Here is a 17,674-nt window from a genome sequence, read left to right on the forward strand (position 1 = left end):
TTATCCCCAACGGTTGATTTCTGGCCCCGGCGCCCATGCGCGGAGCGGGTCTTGAACGGTGGCTTTGGCCAAAGCGGCCTGCACGGACGGACGCGCCGCCACACGGGCAAGCCAAGCCTGCGCAAGCGGTGCGGCGGCAAAGGCCGCTGGCTGAAGCGGCTGCATGCCTGCCAGCCATGAATAGGTGACGAGATCGGCAATGGAAAAGGTGCCCATCAGCCATTCGCGGCCATCGCCGAGCTGCTTTTCGCAGCGCAGGACGGCGGCAGCGATCTTTACCTCGCTGTCAGCAATCTGGGCCGCATCGATTGCGCCGTCGTGCAAGGCCTGCCAGCGTTCACGCAGATCGTCCGAGACGATGCTGGTCGTCAGCACTGCAAAGGCGTCAGCCGGAATAGCCGCAATGGCATCGCCCGCGCTCGCCATATTGCCCAGCAGCGCTGCCGCAGGAGACAGCCGCTCGGTCATCTGGCGGCACCACATCATCATTTCCCAGCGGGCATAGGCATCGGCGGGCTGCAATCCGGCTCCGCCCGCAGCTTCATCGAAATACTGCGCAAGAAACACGGACTCGGTCATCGCTTCACCATCGATGACCAGCACCGGCCCTTCGCCTTCGATGCAAAGATTGAGCGCGACAGGATCAGTGATGCCTGCGAGCGCATGACGCGCACCCGCCAGCAGATCGATGTGGCGGCATTCAATGTCCAGCCCAGCTTCGGCCAGTGCCGCAAGCACCGTCAGCGAAGCCCCGTTCGGCTCGCCATGATAGAGAATGGCGCTCATTCCTCAATCTCCGCCATGATCAGGCCATAGCGGTGCGCAAGATCGGTCTTGCCCATCGCCCAGGTCTTTTTCACTGCATCGCGGGTATAGACGCGCTTGAGCCAGCGCATGATGTTCGGCGTCTTGTCCTTGCCCGCCAAATCGGGCTGCGACAGCGGCAGCGAATAAGTGCTGTTGAAGATGTTGATATCGGCCAGCGTGTACTGGTTGGACCCGACATAAGGCCGCTTGCCCAGTTCCTCTTCCAGCTTGGCAATGCCCAGCCCCACGCGGCGGCGGCTTTCGGCCATTTCGCTGTCCGAGAAATTGCCGCTGATCGCCTTGCGCCAAGCCACGCGGCGTTCGGGCAGCGGGATGCGCTCAATCGCAGCATCGAGTTCCGCCGGATCGCGCTGGCGCACCATCGGTCCGACGAAGACGCTCCAGCCGATCATTGAGAAGCTGGGGCCAAGCCACTGGTCCATGAACTTCATCCACCAGCGCACGCGCCAGCTTTCCTGCGCATCGGCTGGCATGAGGTCCGGCCCGGCGAAGCGATCGTTGACATATTCCATGATTGCGGTGCTTTCGGTCAGCACGCGCCTTTGGCCATTGGCGTTATGAACCATCGCCGGAATCGTGCCTTGCGGGTTGATGGCAAGGTATTCCGGCTTGTGCTGATCGAACTGCAGCATATCGATGTAATGGCTGGAAAAAGGCACGCCCTTTTCCATCAGCGCAAGCATGGGCTTGCCTGAATTGGCGTTCGGTTCCCAGTGGTAGAGGGTGACCTCGTCCATCGCCTCGCTTTGCCTCTCTCCCGATTCCGCTTCATGTCGGAATATTGTTAGTAACACATACTAAATCAGCGGGAGCGCGGGTCAAGCCCGCATGCTTTTAAATTTCGTGTTCCGGCTATGCCCCTTGGCGCATGATGTGCATCCCGTCGATTCGGAGCATTTCACGCAGTGCAACGTTGCTGGATGGCAAAAGGGGCACGCTCTGCAAAGAACGCGCCCCTTTCATTTGCGGACCTCCAGCACGAGGGATTAGCGCGCCGTCATTGTCCAACGGAAGAGATGTGTGCGGCCTGAGAGCGGCGATGCAACACGCATTTCTTCCCCGAGTCGCAAGCCCTGCTCCTCGAGTGCCCCACGTAGCGCGGTCCAATCACTCCAGCGTGTGAGGCCCGTCACCGCACGCGGAAAATTCAGAGCGCGCCATGCTTTTTCAACGCCTTGTGCCAGATCAAGCCGCGCCGCGCTGCCATGGGTAGCTGCAAAGGCCAGAGATTCAGGAATGCGGCTGTCGAACACCACCAGCGGTGTTTCGGGTGAAATCGCAGCCAAGGCGGGCGCGGCCATGGCAGAGCCAGCCAGCGCGCTGCCTTTTAGCATCGAGCGGCGAGACAGACGCATCAGCCCGCCTTTCCGAGATAAGCCGCCACGGCATCCAGCTCCGCGTCGGTGATATCAACCTTGGTCTGCTGCGGCATCGCGCCCTTGCCCATGCGGACAACGGCCTTCACATAATCGCGCGTTAGATCCTGTCGGTTGGCAAGCACACCCTGCTCCGGCGGATTGCCTGCCATCATCTGCTGCTTGGTCAGAAGATTTGTGCCCATGCCACCAACGAGGTGACAGTATCCACACTGCGCCTCGAACACGGTTTTGCCATCGCGGCCGGGCTTCAACCGGTCACCCTCGGGCGCAATTGGGCGCAGCATGTAGGGCGGCATCGGCGGTGGGCCTCCGGCGGGCGGCGCGGCATAGGCAGCCGCCCCCATCGCCACGAGGGCGGCGGCAATCACGATACGCTTCATCTCACTGCCCTCCCTTGTAGGCTGACCCGCGCTTGTCGGCGTAGACCGCAGGCCACACGCCCTGCTTGCCCGGCGCAATGATCCCGTTGGGGTCGAGCGCGGACTTCACCTTTTCGTCAAAGCGGCGCAGCGCGTGGTTGTTGAAATCGAAGGTTTCCATCACCGGGTCCATCCAGCCCAGATGGGTGCGGTATTCGGCATAGCCCGCCTTGGCCGTCTCAATGATCAGCGCATCAAACAGCTTGCGCATTTTTACGACTTCTTCGGCGTTGTCGCGGTCATACATCAGCATGTTGACGTTGTTGGCAAAGCGCCCGCCGATGGTGAAGCTGGCATAGAAATCGACGTCAAAATCGGCGATTATCTTGCGGCTGCGCGCCATCTGATCCAGCACGTGCTTGCCCGTGGCTGGGACCACCGGCGAAAAGCCCATGTGTGCGCCGCGCCCGCCGATCCAGTCTGACATCTGCAACGGTACAGCCGATGGCACGCCCATCGTGGTGTCATATTGCCCGATAGGATCGCCCTGCCGCCACCAGTTTTCCTGAGGGGGGGCGGCAAGGTTGCGCTTCATCGCGGCCTTGACCACTTCGGCCCGCGCCTTGACCACGGGTTCCTCGCCATAAAGCCGCAGCGCGACCTGCCAATAGCCCAGCTTGTGCTCTTTCAGCAGTTCATCCACGCGCCAGTCGGGGATGGCCGATGGCTTGTCCCAGAAGTCCTTGCGCTGGCCTTTCAACACCATCTTGCCCAGCCACGACGGGATGAACACGTTCTGGTCGATCAAGCCGGAAATCTTGAGCGGCGTGATCGTATCGATCACCCAGCCGATGTCCTCCACCTTGGGAATATCCCACACGATTTCGAGCGAGGTTTCCGGCGCGGGCTGCAACCACACGCCAGCCTTGGTCACGATGCCAAGATTGGACTGCGAAAACGCCAGATCCCATGTCGGGCCATAGCTCATCGGGAAGAGATGGAACGCAGGGTTGTTGTTCATCGCACCCATCCCGGTGCGCAACAGATCGCCATCGGGCAGCACCGCCTCGATCCCGCACAAGTTGCGCGCATGGAGGCCATAGGAGGTGTAGCCGATGCCATGTTCCAGTGCATTGCCCAGCACCGAACCCCAGGCATTGCCGGGGACCGAAAGCCAAAGCGGGGCCTTCTCGCGCTGGATCTTGTCGTACAGATCATAGAACCCGACGCCCGGCTCGACCACGCAATAGGCCAGCGTGGAATCGAGTTCGAGCACCTTGTTCATGCGCCCAAGGTCCATCACCACGGTGCCCTCCATGCGCGGCGCGGCGGTGCCGTATCCCAGATTCTTGCCGCGCGCGACGGGCCAGAGCGGCACCTTATGTTCATTCGCCAGCCGCACGATCGCGCGCACTTCATCCACGCTGGCAGGCGCGACGGCGGCCGATGCAGGCCACTCTTCGGTGCTGCCCGGCGCGTATGTATCGGCATAAGCATCGCGGTCAGCGTCGCTGTCCATCAGCCAATCCTTGCCGACGACACCGGCAAAGGCGGTCATCGCAGACTGGAACTGCTTCGGGCTGACGCGGGGGGGAAGGTGAAGCTTCACCGGACGGATTCTCCCATATGTTTTTCTAACATTTGTTATTGTTATGCGGATTTGCGCCCGCTTGGTCAAGCCGTCACGTCAGCGCATAATACTTCACGTAATTGCCATCGGGCTTGCGCTCGCCCACGCCGATGAAGACGTGGCGGGTGAGCCAGTCGTGCTTGCCCGTGCTGGTCTCGAACGTCGGTTGCGCGCGCAGATAGTATTCTGCGTGGGGTACCGGCTCGCCCCCGGCAAAGGCCCACGCGCGCAGGCGGTCCATCGTGCCCGGCTCGCGCCCCCACAGGAAGCCTTTATTCTGCATATAGATCAGTGTGCCGTCATCCACTTCCAGCACATAGCGTGCATCGAACATCGCCGTGTCATCGGGCCGGAAAAAGGCATAATCCCCGCCCGAATTGGGCACGGCCTTGCCTTTCAGGCGCGGGCCTTCGAACTCGCCCTCGTCCACATAGACGGCGCTGCGCATCCCGCCTGATGGCAGGTCAGGCACCATCTGCACCCGGGTGAAACGCAGGCGGCAGGCGAAGGCGAATTCGAGGCGGGGATTGTCGAGCGTGGAGAAGTCCATAAGCGTCCTTCGTAAATTGCCCCACTCCACGCCGTTCGTGTCGAGCGAAGTCGAGACACGTTATGCAGCGACTTGTGTCTTGACTTCGCTCGACACGAACGGGGGTTGGGGCGTGGCAATTGCTGGTCAATAGTTCGAAAGAATGGTCAGACTCGGCCCGTCGAGCGGCTTTCCGGCCCTCTGCTTTTCCAGCTCATCCTTGCGGGTCTGACTCTGCAGGTCGATCAGGTAGGCGTGGATCGCTTCTGCTTCGTCCGGCTTAAGCAAATCATCCCAGCGCGGCATGCCGTTCGGCACCAGTAGCCCCTCCATCACGATCTCGCGGAACACCTCATGCGTGGCAGGCTGCATCCGGCGCAGGTCCGGCGTGATCGAGCGGGGCTGATTGGCGTGGCAGATGGCGCAATTGCCGAAGAACAGCCCCTGCCCGCGCGCAATGGTCGCCGCCGTCACACCCGGCGCTTGCGCAGGCGGTGCGGGTGCCACTTCCAGCGCAGGCCGCATATCAGGCTTTGGCACTGCGCCACCGCCGATCTTGAACACTAGCAATCGGTTCATGTTGCTGCGATTATACGCTGCTGAATAGCGCGGCACGAACGGATAGCCACCCCCGCCCCACCCGGCCATGACTGCGATGTACTGAACGCCGCCCACCTCGTAGGTCATCGGCGCGGCCATGATTGCGGTGCCGGTGTCGATCTCCTTCAGCAGCTTGCCGGTCTTCGTCTCGCGCACGAACAGCTTCCCGGTCACGCCGCCGTAGATCGTGAGGCCGCTGGCGGTGGTCAGCACCCCGCCCCGGTCCTGCCAGCCTGCGGTATCAGCGGCCCAAACGGTCTTCCCGGTCAGCGGATCGATGGCGCGGATCTGCGCGCTGGCCGGGTTCTTCAGCGCCTCGGCATAGGCAGGCGTCTTGCGCACCGCATCGCCGAATGCTGGCGGAAAGCCAGCCAGCGCAGCTTCGACATCGGGGGTGAAGATCAGCGCCGCATCGTTGTTCAGCGCCTTTGCCTTGAAGGGCTTCTGACCCTCGGTCATGAAGATCAGGTTCCCCATGTCGAGCACCGCGCCGATGTACAAGCCAGTGGCTGGATCATAACTGGCCGGGTGCCAGTTGCGCGCGCCAGTGGTGGCGGGAAACACGATCTTGGGACCAGTGGTGTAATCCGCCACCTCGGGATCGAGGATCGGGCGGCCCGTCACTGGGTCGATGCCCTTGGTCCAGTTGGTCCGCACGATGGGATTGGCCCGCAACAGCTTTCCGTCGCGCCGGTCGAGAATGTAAAGGAACCCGTTCTTGGGCGCATGCAGCACCACCGGGCGGTCCTCACCATCGATCTTCATGTGCGTGAAGATCATCGGCTGCGTGGCGGTGAAATCCCAGTTGTCGCCGGGGGTTTCCTGATAGTGCCACTTCATCCGCCCCGTCTTCGGATCGAGCGCGACGAGGCTGGCGAGATAGAGATTGTCCCCACCTGCGGGCGAGCGTTTGGACGTGGCATAAGGCCCGCCATTGCCGGTACCGACGATCACCAGCCCGGTTTCGGGATCGAAGGCAATCGCATCCCACGGGCTACCGCCGCCGCCGATATCCCAGCGGCTGTTCGGGTCCCACGTTTTCAGCGCGGCTTCGAGTTCGGGCATTTCCTGCGGCCCCAGCTTGGGATCGTGCGGCACCACGTGCCAGCGCCAGCGCAGCTTGCCTGTTTCCAGATCGAGCGCAGTGACATAGCCACGCACATCGTATTCCGCGCCGCTCATGCCCACGACCACAACGTCGCCGGCAATTTCGGGCGCGCCGGTGGAGTTGTCGCCGCGCTTGCGGTTTTCGATGAAATCGGTCTTCCACACCACCGCGCCGGTCTTGGCATCCAGCGCGTACATCCAGCCATCAAGCGCGGCGACGAAGACCTTGCCCCGCGCCACGGCAACCCCGCGATTGACCATATCGCAGCAGACCGTACGGTTGACCTGCATGTCGACCTCAGGCTCGAACCGCCACAGTTCCTTGCCCGTCGCAGCATCAAAGGCATAGGCACGGCCCGTGGTGCCCGATGTGTAGAGCACGCCATCCATCACCACCGGCGTCGCCTCCTGCCCGCGCAGGGTGCCAAGATCGGCCTCCCACGCAAGGCCAAGCTGGCTGACGTTTTCGGCGTTGATCGCGGTCAGCCGTGAATGGTGCGTCTTGCCCATGTCACCGCCGGGGCTGGTCCAGTTCGTCCCTGCGCCGACTTGTGGCGGCGTAGCGGCAATGGTGCACGCGGCAAGAACCAGCAAACCCACCCCCAACATCCCCTTCCCGCTCATCCTGAGCCTGCCGAAGGATGCCCGCACCACAGCGCCCACATGCTTCGATAAGCTCAGCATGAGCGGAGTTTTGGCGGCGCGCATCACAGGGAATCCCAAGGGCTTGGCATGCGATAAGGCACGGTAATGAAGTTCGCCTCAATCTGCTCAATCATGCCATGATCGATCTTGAACAGTTCGGAAATGTAGAAGCTATGCGGCCGCAGAACCGGGCTTTTCACCATGCGCCCATCGGTCAGCTGAAATTCGCGCAAGCGGCCCGAATGGTCGATGAAGCCGAAGGCCAGCACCAGACCGCGCTCTTCGTCCACCAGCGGAAAGCGGCGGGCGCGCAGATCGTCGTCATAGCGGTAGTTGCCCATGCGGAACTGCTCTTCGCAGCCCAGCGCCGATACCGGCACGATCTTGGCAAAATCGGGGTTGCGCGTGGTCTGCACGCCGTTTTCCACGCGGTTGCAATCGGGATGAAACTTCGTGTGGATCGTGCCGTCGTTGCGCTGGAGCGTATCGAAATAGCCGTTGGACAGGCGCACCATCTGTTCGCGACTCACCGGCGCTTCTGCCTCGCGGTGCAGGATCGGCTTGTCCCAATAGCGGCAGTTCTCGAACTTGATCCCGCTGTCAGACTGGCGGACGATCAGCATTTCGCACTCGGCAATCTGCCCTGCTTCGTTCAGGCCAAGGCGCAGCGTGAAGGCGGAATCTTCGATAGGTTCGATAACCGTGCCGAAATAGCCAACCTGCCGCGTCTTCACATCGGCAAAGCGCAACTGGTATTCGCCCAGCCGGTCAATCGTGCCCCACACGCCATCGCCGATTTCCAGCATGACGTTGTTCTCGCTGTGATTCGCGCCCGTTGCCCAATCAAGCGAATGGGGATCGCGGGCATTCAGCGCGGCCAGAAAGCGGTCAAGAACGGCGTAAAGCTCAGCGCGAGTCATCACTTCTCCCAAAGATGCATTGAGGCTTTGACGGCCTTCTCATGACACGGCATACTCTACCAAATGTTATAAATAAAGAGGAGAGGTCATGCGTTGGATCATTGCCGCAATCGCCTTTGCGCTGACATCAGGAACCGTGCAGGCGCAGGACTGCAAGCTGACACCAAAGGAGGTGGTCAGCCGGTTCATGGATGAATTCTACATGCAGAAGAAGGTGCGCTCATCTTTCGAGCGCTGGGTCGATCCGGGCTATATCCAGCACAACCCCTATGCCGCGACCGGGCGCGATGCGGCGATCACTTTCCTCGAAAAGTTCGTTCAGGAAAATCCGGGCCAGCGCACAAAAATCCATCGGATCATTGCCGATGGCGATCTGGTGGCTGTTCACAGCCACGGCTGGAATGAAGGTGGCGATGCTGCGGCAAAACGCGGGTTTGCGGTTGTCGATATCTTCCGCGTTCAGGGCTGCAAAGTGATGGAGCACTGGGACGTGCTGTCACCGGTGCCCGAAGCCGCTGCCAACACCAACACGATGTTCTGAACGGCCAATGCTTTGCCGCAGGGTGCAGCGCTATTGCGTCGCACCCTGCTTGGCGGCTTCGGCCAGCGTGCCCCCGCTCTTGTCGGGCAGAGTCCAGATGATCAGGTTCATGACCATAACGCCTGCCAGCGTGAGCATCAGGACGGGCCGCTTGCGCTCCCCCCGCCGCAACAGAAACACCGCGCCTGCAAGCAGGGCAATCGCGGCAAGCATCAGCAGGGAAAGCGCAGTATCGAGCATCAGGCCGCGTTAGCTGCCGAACAGGCCCTTGGCCATACCGGCCAGATCATTGAGCGGATTGCCATCGCCATCCTTGTCGAGGAAGCCTGCGACCTTGTTCAGCGCATCGGGGTTTTGGCCCAGCATCGAAGCAAAGCTGGCGAGCGAGCCTTCACCACCGATGTGGCCGACAATTTCCTGCAGCTTTGAAGCATCCAAGCCAGAGCTAGCCGCTGCGGTGGTGATCGTGTCATTCGGCGACTGGTGCCCGGCGGCAAGCGCGGCAATCGCGTTTTCGGCCATCGCAGGATCAATGCCGACCTTTGCGGCAAGGTTCTTCACATCGATATTCTGGGTCACTTGACCAAGGATCGAATCAAACAGGCTCATAACGGGTCCCCCAAACGAATTGAGTGCTTAAGGTAGCAGGCGCGGCGGGCTGGTCCAACGCCATAGGCGCTAATGGGACCAGACTGGGCCGATCGCGCAAAAATCGCTTCACATCGCCATGATGCGCGCCGCAATCGGCTCTTCGCGCGTCGCCACTGCGGCCCACGCAGGCCGTTCTGTAACGCGCACATACCACGCAGCCGTATTGGGCCGCAGTTCGGCATTCACGCCATGACCGACATAGGCTAACGTACGGAAGGTTGATGCAACGGCGATATCGGCAAGGCTGAAGGTATCCCCCAGCAACCAACCTTCGGCCGGCACTTCGCTTTCCAGCCACTCGATCCAGCGTGGCAGTTCAGCCTCGCCCTGCAGCGCAATTGCCTCATCACCGCCGGCTTTGAGCAGCTTCGGCCCGACGAGACGGTTGAACAGGATCTTCAGGCCCGAAGCGCCCAGCACGGTATCGGCAAATTCGTCCCAGAAAACCGCCTTGCCGCGCAGTTGCGCATCTTCTGGCAGAAGCTTGGGTTCGGGATATTTGGCATCCAGATAGAAGGCGATGGCCGACGAATCGGCGAGCGTGAAGCCATCGTCATCAATCGCCGGAATCTTGCCCAAAGGGCTGGCTGCCAGAAATTCGGGGTCCGTGCTGCCCGGCCCACCGCGTGCCAGATCCCACGAAATGCCCTTTTCCGTAGCGATAACCGCCACCTTTCGCACAAAGGGGGAAAGCAGCGCGCCATAGAGCTTCATTGAAATTCTCCCATTCTAACGGACAGGTCCTGTGAAACCTTATTGCAGCGCAGCGCCCGCGCGTATAGGCGACATGGTGATGAGCGAACTTCCGAACAGCCACGCGACGACCGTGCTCGCCGCACCCGATATCCAGATCGATGTCCGTGAGACTTTCGGCATCGACATCGACATGAAGGTCCCGGCATTCAGCCGCGCAGACGAGCGCGTGCCTGATGCTGACGCGACTTACGTGTTCGACCCGGACACCACATTGGCGATCCTTGCAGGCTTTGCCTACAACCGCCGCGTGATGGTGCAGGGCTATCACGGCACGGGCAAATCGACGCATATCGAACAAGTCGCCGCGCGATTGAACTGGCCGTGCATCCGCATCAACCTTGATGCGCATATCAGCCGCATCGATCTGGTCGGCCGCGATGCTATCGTGCTGCGCGATGGCCTGCAGGTCACTGAATTCCGCGAAGGCCTGCTGCCCTGGGCACTGCAGACGCCGACCGCGCTGGTGTTTGACGAATACGATGCGGGCCGGCCCGACGTGATGTTCGTGATCCAGCGCGTGCTGGAAACCGAAGGCAAGCTCACGCTGCTCGACCAGAACCGCGTGATCCGCCCCAACCCCTACTTCCGCCTGTTCGCCACGGCCAATACGGTGGGTCTGGGCGATACGAGCGGGCTGTACCATGGCACGCAGGCGATCAACCAAGGTCAGATGGACCGCTGGAACCTCGTCGTCGCGCTCAACTATCTGGCGCAGGAGACCGAGGTCGAGATCGTGAGCAAAAAGGTGCGCGATCTGAACCCGCAGACCGTGGCGGACATGGTGCGCGTGGCCAATCTTTCGCGGCAGGGCTTCATCAACGGCGACATATCCACCGTAATGAGCCCGCGCACGGTCATTTCTTGGGCGCAGAACTGCGGCATCTTCAACGACGTCGGCTTTGCGTTCCGCCTCTCGTTCCTCAACAAGTGCGACGAGACCGAACGCGTGCTGGTGGCGGAATATTATCAGCGCGTATTCGGCAAGGATCTGCCCGAAAGCATCGCGCACCGGGGGTGATTGCTTCCAGTGTTGAAATTGAAAAGGCCCCCGCGATTGCGAGGGCCTTTTTTCATGGGATCACCCGTTCGGCACGATCAGGTATTTCTCGCCGGTACGCCGCGCGTTGTATTCAAGCGCAGCTTCGCGAGTCAGAGCCTGTTCCAGCGTGACGTGCGCCTTGTAGTGGCTGGCGAATGTCGTGTTCAGTTCTGCCATCACGCGGCGGCGCATCTTGTCGACCACTTCGGCGCCCAGCTTGGCCATCCACGGCGTCAGCAGCCATCCCGATACGTCCCATGAAAAGCCGAAGTTGCGCGACAGCACCGTCGGAGACGTATCCAGCATGCCGTAAATGAAAGCATGCTTGGGGCTGTTTGAGCCATAGCGGCTATAGGCAGCGCCTGTATTGGCTACCTGCTCGATCACGGTCAGGATCTGGCTGACCAGCTTGCCGCCGCCGATCGCATCGAACGCCATAGTCGCCTTGGTTGCCGTAACTGCAGCGGTGAGATCTTCGAGGAAAGTCTCTTTTGAACTGTCCACCACATGCTCTGCGCCGATCCCTTTCAGGATCGCCATTTGCGCATCATTGCGCACCACGTTTACCAGCGGAATACCATCGGCCTGACAGATCTTTACCAGCATCTGCCCCAGATTCGATGCAGCCGCGGTATGTACCAGCGCGCTGTGGCCAAGGTGCCGCATCGTTTCGGTAAAGCTCAACGCTGTCAACGGGTTGACGAAGGCCGAAGCGCCCTGTTCCGCCTTGATCCCCGCGTCCAGTTCTATGCACATTCTGGCGTCAGCAGCCGCCAGCGTTGCATACATGCTGCCTGCCAGACTGGTAACGCACTTGCCCAGCAGAGCTTGTGCTTCGGGCGCCTCTCCCGCCGCCACGACCGTGCCTGCACCCTCGTTGCCTACCGGCATGGCCTCTCCGTTCCGCCCCGCCATGGCGCGCGCCGCCGGTTCAGGCATCTGCGCCACGATCTTGCCGGGGGAAAACACGGCATTTTCCAGATCTGCCGGGCCGAACAACAGGCCAAGGTCCGATGGATTGATGGGCGTCGCCTCTACCCGGACCACCACCTGGCTGCCCGTTGGTGCCGGAACCGTGAAGTCCTCAACAGCAACGGTCAGTGTGCCGTCAGAATCAAGTTTGGAAACAATGCGCTGGCCGTTCAGGTCGGTCATTTTCTACTCTCCGGGATATATGGCATCCACGAAGTATAGACCTTCCGGCGGCGCGTTAAGTCCTAATTTGCTACGGTCTTTTGCCGCCAGCGCCTCGGCCACCTGCTCCACCCGCCATTGCCCCTGCCCAACCAGTGCCAGACAGCCGACCATTGAGCGCACCTGATGATGCAGAAAGCTGCGCGCCGCTGCCTCGATAATCACGCGATCACCCTCACGCCGCACATCCAGCCGGTCGAGCGTTTTTACCGGGCTGGCTGACTGACAATGGACCGAGCGGAACGTGGTAAAATCGTGCAGCCCGACCAGCAATTGCGCAGCCTCGTGCATCACGCGCTCGTCCAGCGGTTTGGCGATGCGCCACGCCTGACCAAGGTCGAGCGTCAACGGCGCACGGCGGTTGATGATGCGGTATTCATAGGCGCGGCCAGTGCAAGAAAACCGCGCGTGCCAGTCATTGGCCACTTCAATGCAATCCAACACCGCCACCGCGTGCTTCGCTTTGCGCAAATGCGCATTCAGCGCCTCCAGCATACGGAACGGATCGAAACTGCGCGCAAGATCGAAATGCGCCCGCATGCCCAGCGCGTGAACGCCGGTATCGGTGCGCCCAGCCGCATGGACCGCAACCGTTTCCCCCGTGACCGAATGAACCGCATCTTCCAGCGCCTGCTGCACGCTGGGGCCGTGCGACTGGCGCTGGTAGCCCATATAGGCCCCGCCATTCCATTCGAGAGTGATGGCAAAACGCATCAGTTGATACTGGTCCCCGCCGCAATCGCCCGCCCACGCAACAGCGCCGCCGCATCCATCGCCGGACGCCCCGCACGCTGGACCAGCGTGGGCCGAATCGCACCCGCTCCACAGGCGATAGTAAGCGCATCATCCAAAACCATTCCTGCATGCCCGCGAAGGCGGGGACTTCCATCAATCGCATCATCAGGTTCACCGAGGTCCCCGCCTTCGCGGGGACGCAGGACTGTGGCCGCCAAGACGCGGTAGCGCTCGCCCTCAAGTTCGAAGAACGCCCCCGGCGCAGGCGCAAAGGCGCGGACCTGACGCTCCACGTCTACCGCATCTTGCGTGAAATCCAGCCGACTCTCGGCCTTGTCGATTTTGTGGGCGTATGTGACGCCCTCCTCCGGCTGCACCACCGGCGGATGCGCGCCAAGGTCGGCCAAAACCGAAACCATCAGCGCTGCGCCCTTCTCCGCCAGTTCAGTGGTCAGGTCTCCCGCCGTCTTGCCATCGACCGGCGTCTCTACCTTGGCCAGCATCGGCCCGGTATCCAGCCCGCGCTCCATCTGCATGATCGTCACACCCGTCAGCGCATCGCCAGCGCGGATCGCGCGCTGCACCGGCGCGGCCCCACGCCAACGTGGCAGCAGTGAGCCATGGACGTTCAGGCAACCCAGCTTTGGCGCGTCCAGCACCGCCTGCGGCAGGATCAAGCCATAAGCTGCCACCACCGCAATGTCGGCCTCCAACGCCGCAAACGCCGCTTGCTCGTCCGCGCCTTTCAACGAAACCGGGGTGCGCACTTCAATGCCGTGCGCCTGCGCCGCCAGATGCACCGGCGATGGTTGCAATTTTTTCCCCCGCCCCGCCGGACGCGGTGGTTGGCTGTAAACCACAACTACATCGTGCCCCACCGCCACCAGCGCTTCCAACGTCGGCACCGCAAATTGGGGCGTTCCCATGAAGATGATGCGCATAAGCTGTAAACAAGGCCTTCCGTTTGTCGCCCCCGGCCCTATCTGTGCTGTCATGGCATCGCAAGAGATCGAGGCGCTTTCCGGCGCATTGGCGCGGCTTCCTGGGCTGGGGCCAAGGTCGGCAAGGCGCGCGGTGCTGTGGCTGATCAAGCGGCGCGAAACGGCGCTGCCGCAATTGCTGGCCGCGCTCACCCAGGTGCAGGACTTGCTGGTCGAATGCGACACCTGCGGCAACGTGGACACCACCAACCCCTGCAGTATCTGCACTGATCCCCGCCGCGATGCCCGTGCGATCTGCGTGGTGGAGGAAGTGGCAGACCTCTGGGCGCTTGACCGCGCACACCTGTTCACCGGCAAATACCACGTACTCGGCGGCAGGCTTTCCGCGCTGGAAGGGGTGCGGCCCGAAGACCTGAGCATTGGCCAATTGCTTGATCGGGTGGCGCAGGGCGGGATCGACGAAGTGGTCCTCGCTATGAACGCCACGCTGGAAGGCCAGACCACCGCGCACTACATCGCCGAACGGTTGGAAGACGCCGCCGTGCGCGTCACGCAGTTGGCGCATGGGTTGCCGGTGGGCGGCGAGTTGGACTACCTAGACGAGGGCACGCTGGCGCAGGCGCTCCGGGCAAGAAGGCCGGTCTGAAACAGCCCTTACATCACCACGCTTCCACAAATTACACCGCGCCCCCGCGCAGGCGGGGGCCTCAGGCCGCGCACACACCCCTTGCGCAACACAAGGCCTTTTACACCACCCTTCCTTCAACCGCCTGAGGCCCCCGCCTGCGCGGGGGAGCTAAGCCATTACGTGACAGCCTTGCGACTCCCCCGCACATTCCCTATCTGCCCCCCATGGCCATCCGCGAAATCATCGAAGTCCCCGACCCGCGCCTGAAGCAGGTCTCCGTCCCCGTCGAAAAGTTTGACGACGAACTGCGCACGCTTGTGTCTGACATGTTCGAAACAATGTACGATGCCCCCGGCATTGGCCTTGCCGCCATTCAGGTGGGCGTGCCGCTGCGCGTGCTGGTGATCGATCTGCAACCCGAAGACCCGGACGCAGAACCGGTGGCCTGCGATCACGATGGTCACCACCATCACCACACGCCCACCAAGCGCGAACCGCGCGTTTTCATCAACCCCGAAATCCTTGATCCGTCGGACGATTTGCGCCTCTATCAAGAAGGCTGCCTGTCGGTCCCCGAGATCTATGCCGAGGTCGAACGTCCGGCACGCATACGCGCGCGCTGGCAGGACCTTGATGGCAATGTCCACGAAGAAGAGATGGACGACCTGATGGCCACGTGCCTCCAGCATGAGATGGACCACCTCGAAGGCATCCTGTTCATCGATCACCTCTCGCGCCTGAAGCGCGGCATTGCGCTCAAGAAGCTGGAAAAGCTGCGCAAATACGCCTGAGGAAAGGTTGCGCAGGCCGGTTGCCATAGGTGATGACCTAAGTTAAGTTCATGCTTCGTTCTTTGCTGGAGCAAGCGTGGACCCCGTTCTGATTCTCTTCGTGATCCTTGCCCTCTTGGTCGGCCTTGGGGTCGGCTGGTTTCTCGGCTCGCGTCCGGTGGCCGAATGGCGCGCGCGGGCGGACAGCCGCGATGCCGAGGCCAAGGCACACGAAGGCACGGTCAAGGCGATGACGGTTGACCTTGCGGCCATGAGCGAGCGGACGAAGTCGCTCGAAGCCAGCCTTGCTGAATTGCAGGACGTGCGCCGCCAACGTGATGAGCTGGCCCCCGCCCTTGCCGCCGCGCGCCAAAGCGCCGCCGATGCCGAAGTGGTTCGCGCCGAACTCGTTCGCGTGCGTGATGAGCGCGACGGTTTCCGCACGGCTGTCGAACGCATGAAGGCCGATGCCGAAAACTTTGCCGAACAGAAACGTCTTCTGATTGCGGCGCAGGAGGCGCTGCGCAAGGAGTTCGAGAACGCGGGCAACAAGGTGCTGGAAAAGGCACAGGAAACCTTCCTCGCCCGCGCGCAGGCACGGTTTGAAGAAAGCGAGAAGTCGAGCGGAGAGCGGCTGAAGTCGCTGCTAGCCCCGGTCGATCAGCGTCTGCGCAGCTACGAGGAACAAGTCGGCAAGCTGGAGAAGGAGCGCGTCGATGCGTTCGGCAACCTGACCGGCCTGATCCAGTCGATGCGCGATGGGCAGGAAGCCGTACGCGCCGCCGCCGCGCAATTGGGCAACAGTCTGCGGAACGGCCCCAAAACGCGCGGCCGCTGGGGCGAATTGCAGCTGCGCAATGTGCTCGAACAGTGCGGCCTTGCCGAACACACCGATTTCGTCACCGAACATTCGGTTGATACCGAAGAGGGCCGGTTGCGCCCCGATGCTATCGTGCGCGTGCCGGGCAACAAGCTGCTGGTGATCGACGCCAAAGTCTCGCTCAACGCCTATCAGGATGCGTTCGAGGCGACAGACGATGATGCCCGCAAGATCGCGCTGAATGCGCACGTACAGTCAATGCGCAACCATATCCAGACGCTAGGGGCAAAATCCTACCAGAGCCAGTTTGAAGAAGCGCCCGATTACGTCTTGATGTTCGTGCCCGGCGAACACTTCATCGCCGCCGCGCTGGAGCGTGATCCGGGCCTGTGGGATTTTGCGTTCGAACGCCGCGTGCTGCTGGCCAGCCCGACCAACCTCGTCGCCATTGCGCGTACCGTAGCGCAAGTCTGGCGGCAGGATGGGCTGGCGCGCGAAGCGCGCGAGATCGGGCGCATGGGCGGTGAATTGTATGACCGTCTCGCCGTCGCCGCTGAACACCTGAAGCGCGTGGGCAATGGGCTGGACAGCGCGGTCAGCAACTACAACAAGTTCGTCGGCAGCTTTGAACGCAACGTGTTGTCCGCCGGACGCCGCCTGAAAGACAAGCACATCGAGATCGGCAAGCGCGAAATCGAAGAAGTCCCGCTGGTCGAAGCCGCACCGCGCTATGCCGATGCCGAACCGGCGGCACTGGCAGCGGTTGCCAATGATGAAGGAGACGTGGCGGCGGAATGAAGCGATGGCAGCGGCCTTGTCTTGCCTCCCTTGCCGCCCAATTGGCACTTGGGTTGGCGCTGGTGGGGTGTGACAGTGAGCCACAACCGCGCCCGTCCCCTACCGCTGAAGTATCCGCCGCACCTGTGCCCGCTCCCAGTCTGGTGCCGCTGCCAGAACCTGATCCCGATGCCTCTGCCAGCGCATTGGCTAGCGTTGCACCCGAAGAGCCAGTTGCCCTCGCGGGTATCAGCTATGCTCCCAGAGACGACTGCTCGGCCAAGCCGGGCTGGCCCGCTTTTCGCAAGAACCTGAACAGCGCCATCCGCGCGCGCAATGCCGATGCGCTCGTCGCGCTTTCAGCGCCCGATATCGCGCTCGATTACGGCGGCGGCAGTGGCACGGCGGAACTGAAGAAGCGCCTCGCCGATCCGGAAACAGGCCTGTGGCAGGAACTGGCCGCCATTCTGCCGCTGGGCTGCGCGGTTGAGGGCGGGATTGCGGCTATGCCATGGGTGTTCTGGAACGTGCCCGAAGAAGTAGACAGCTACAACGCCATGCTGGTGCTGGGCGATGACACCCCTTTGCGTGACAAGCCCGGCGGCAAGGTCATCAGCCCGGTCGGCTGGTTCATCGTCGGCATCGATCCGATGCAATTTGATCCTGAAAAAGGCGAAACGCGGGTCACACTCGACGGCGGCCAGAAAGGCTGGATCGAAACGGCCAAGCTGCGCAGCCTGCTGGATTATCGCCTGATCGCAGAGCCGCGGGACGGCACGTGGCGGATCACCGCATTCATCGCCGGGGATTAACCGTGGGCGCCCG

Annotated in this window: 20 protein-coding genes; 6 read left to right on the plus strand and 14 right to left on the minus strand. The window is 61.9% G+C overall.

What is annotated here, in order from left to right:
• The 8 genes from AC2A1F_RS16770 to AC2A1F_RS16805 form a co-directional block, all read right to left on the minus strand.
• Window positions 1–786: a glutathione S-transferase family protein gene (locus AC2A1F_RS16770; RefSeq protein WP_484209918.1), complete on the minus strand. Its 786-nt coding sequence runs from the start codon at window positions 784–786 to the stop codon at window positions 1–3.
• Entirely contained in the window at window positions 783–1,565 is a 783-nt protein-coding gene (locus AC2A1F_RS16775) for a glutathione S-transferase family protein (RefSeq protein ID WP_484209919.1), read from the minus strand. Before AC2A1F_RS16775 ends, AC2A1F_RS16770 begins: the two co-directional genes overlap by 4 nt.
• 249 nt (window positions 1,566–1,814) lie before the next feature.
• The gene (locus AC2A1F_RS16780) at window positions 1,815–2,183 is read right to left on the minus strand and encodes a twin-arginine translocation signal domain-containing protein (RefSeq protein WP_484209920.1); all 369 of its coding nucleotides are present in this window, start codon (window positions 2,181–2,183) and stop codon (window positions 1,815–1,817) included.
• Entirely contained in the window at window positions 2,183–2,587 is a 405-nt protein-coding gene (locus tag AC2A1F_RS16785) for a c-type cytochrome (protein ID WP_484209921.1), read from the minus strand. The genes AC2A1F_RS16780 and AC2A1F_RS16785 overlap by 1 nt, the downstream gene beginning before the upstream one ends.
• 1 nt (window position 2,588) lies before the next feature.
• A complete protein-coding gene (locus AC2A1F_RS16790) occupies window positions 2,589–4,175 on the minus strand; it encodes an FAD-binding oxidoreductase (protein ID WP_484209922.1) in 1,587 nt (528 codons plus the stop codon).
• Between the two features lie 73 nt (window positions 4,176–4,248).
• Window positions 4,249–4,746, minus strand: a complete 498-nt coding sequence (locus AC2A1F_RS16795; RefSeq protein ID WP_484209923.1) for a DUF3237 domain-containing protein — start codon at window positions 4,744–4,746, stop codon at window positions 4,249–4,251.
• A gap of 126 nt (window positions 4,747–4,872) precedes the next feature.
• Window positions 4,873–7,032, minus strand: a complete 2,160-nt coding sequence (locus tag AC2A1F_RS16800) for a PQQ-dependent dehydrogenase, methanol/ethanol family (RefSeq protein ID WP_484209924.1) — start codon at window positions 7,030–7,032, stop codon at window positions 4,873–4,875.
• Between the two features lie 107 nt (window positions 7,033–7,139).
• The gene (locus tag AC2A1F_RS16805; protein ID WP_484209925.1) at window positions 7,140–7,997 is read right to left on the minus strand and encodes a DUF8021 domain-containing protein; all 858 of its coding nucleotides are present in this window, start codon (window positions 7,995–7,997) and stop codon (window positions 7,140–7,142) included.
• Between the two features lie 88 nt (window positions 7,998–8,085).
• Between AC2A1F_RS16805 and AC2A1F_RS16810 the strand changes: the two genes are divergently transcribed.
• On the plus strand, window positions 8,086–8,538 hold the full coding sequence (locus AC2A1F_RS16810; protein ID WP_484209926.1) for a nuclear transport factor 2 family protein: 453 nt from the start codon (window positions 8,086–8,088) through the stop codon (window positions 8,536–8,538).
• 30 nt (window positions 8,539–8,568) lie between these two features.
• Here the strand turns inward: AC2A1F_RS16810 and AC2A1F_RS16815 are convergent, their stop codons facing one another.
• From AC2A1F_RS16815 to AC2A1F_RS16825, 3 genes are all read right to left on the minus strand, one after another.
• Window positions 8,569–8,778, minus strand: coding sequence for a hypothetical protein (locus AC2A1F_RS16815; protein WP_484209927.1), 210 nt, complete (start codon window positions 8,776–8,778; stop codon window positions 8,569–8,571).
• Window positions 8,779–8,787: 9 nt separating this feature from the next.
• Window positions 8,788–9,147 carry a hypothetical protein gene (locus AC2A1F_RS16820; RefSeq protein WP_484209928.1) on the minus strand — a complete coding sequence of 120 codons (360 nt, stop codon included), beginning with the start codon at window positions 9,145–9,147 and terminating at the stop codon, window positions 8,788–8,790.
• 108 nt (window positions 9,148–9,255) lie between these two features.
• Window positions 9,256–9,903 (minus strand): glutathione S-transferase family protein, encoded by a 648-nt coding sequence (locus AC2A1F_RS16825; protein ID WP_484209929.1) that lies wholly within the window; start codon window positions 9,901–9,903, stop codon window positions 9,256–9,258.
• Window positions 9,904–9,982: 79 nt separating this feature from the next.
• Here AC2A1F_RS16825 and cobS point away from each other — a divergent pair, with 79 nt between their 5' ends.
• Window positions 9,983–10,963: a cobaltochelatase subunit CobS gene (gene cobS / locus AC2A1F_RS16830; RefSeq protein ID WP_484209930.1), complete on the plus strand. Its 981-nt coding sequence runs from the start codon at window positions 9,983–9,985 to the stop codon at window positions 10,961–10,963.
• Between the two features lie 60 nt (window positions 10,964–11,023).
• Here the strand turns inward: cobS and AC2A1F_RS16835 are convergent, their stop codons facing one another.
• The 3 genes from AC2A1F_RS16835 to fmt are packed head-to-tail and all read right to left on the minus strand — an operon-like array spanning window position 11,024 to window position 13,854.
• Window positions 11,024–12,139, minus strand: coding sequence for a zinc-binding dehydrogenase (locus AC2A1F_RS16835; protein ID WP_484209931.1), 1,116 nt, complete (start codon window positions 12,137–12,139; stop codon window positions 11,024–11,026).
• A gap of 3 nt (window positions 12,140–12,142) precedes the next feature.
• Window positions 12,143–12,895, minus strand: coding sequence for a tRNA pseudouridine(38-40) synthase TruA (truA, locus tag AC2A1F_RS16840; protein ID WP_484209989.1), 753 nt, complete (start codon window positions 12,893–12,895; stop codon window positions 12,143–12,145).
• Window positions 12,892–13,854, minus strand: coding sequence for a methionyl-tRNA formyltransferase (fmt, locus tag AC2A1F_RS16845; protein ID WP_484209932.1), 963 nt, complete (start codon window positions 13,852–13,854; stop codon window positions 12,892–12,894). Before fmt ends, truA begins: the two co-directional genes overlap by 4 nt.
• A 52-nt stretch (window positions 13,855–13,906) precedes the next feature.
• Between fmt and recR the strand changes: the two genes are divergently transcribed.
• The 4 genes from recR (at window position 13,907) to AC2A1F_RS16865 (ending at window position 17,661) form a co-directional block, all read left to right on the plus strand.
• Window positions 13,907–14,500: a recombination mediator RecR gene (gene recR / locus AC2A1F_RS16850; protein WP_484209933.1), complete on the plus strand. Its 594-nt coding sequence runs from the start codon at window positions 13,907–13,909 to the stop codon at window positions 14,498–14,500.
• 206 nt (window positions 14,501–14,706) lie between these two features.
• The gene (locus tag AC2A1F_RS16855) at window positions 14,707–15,273 is read left to right on the plus strand and encodes a peptide deformylase (RefSeq protein ID WP_484209934.1); all 567 of its coding nucleotides are present in this window, start codon (window positions 14,707–14,709) and stop codon (window positions 15,271–15,273) included.
• 76 nt (window positions 15,274–15,349) lie between these two features.
• Window positions 15,350–16,870, plus strand: coding sequence for a DNA recombination protein RmuC (locus AC2A1F_RS16860; protein ID WP_484209935.1), 1,521 nt, complete (start codon window positions 15,350–15,352; stop codon window positions 16,868–16,870).
• Window positions 16,871–16,911: 41 nt separating this feature from the next.
• Entirely contained in the window at window positions 16,912–17,661 is a 750-nt protein-coding gene (locus tag AC2A1F_RS16865) for a hypothetical protein (RefSeq protein ID WP_484209936.1), read from the plus strand.
• Window positions 17,662–17,674 lie beyond the last annotated feature (13 nt).

The sequence above is a fragment of the Novosphingobium sp. HNCC26BN242 genome (assembly GCF_057180525.1).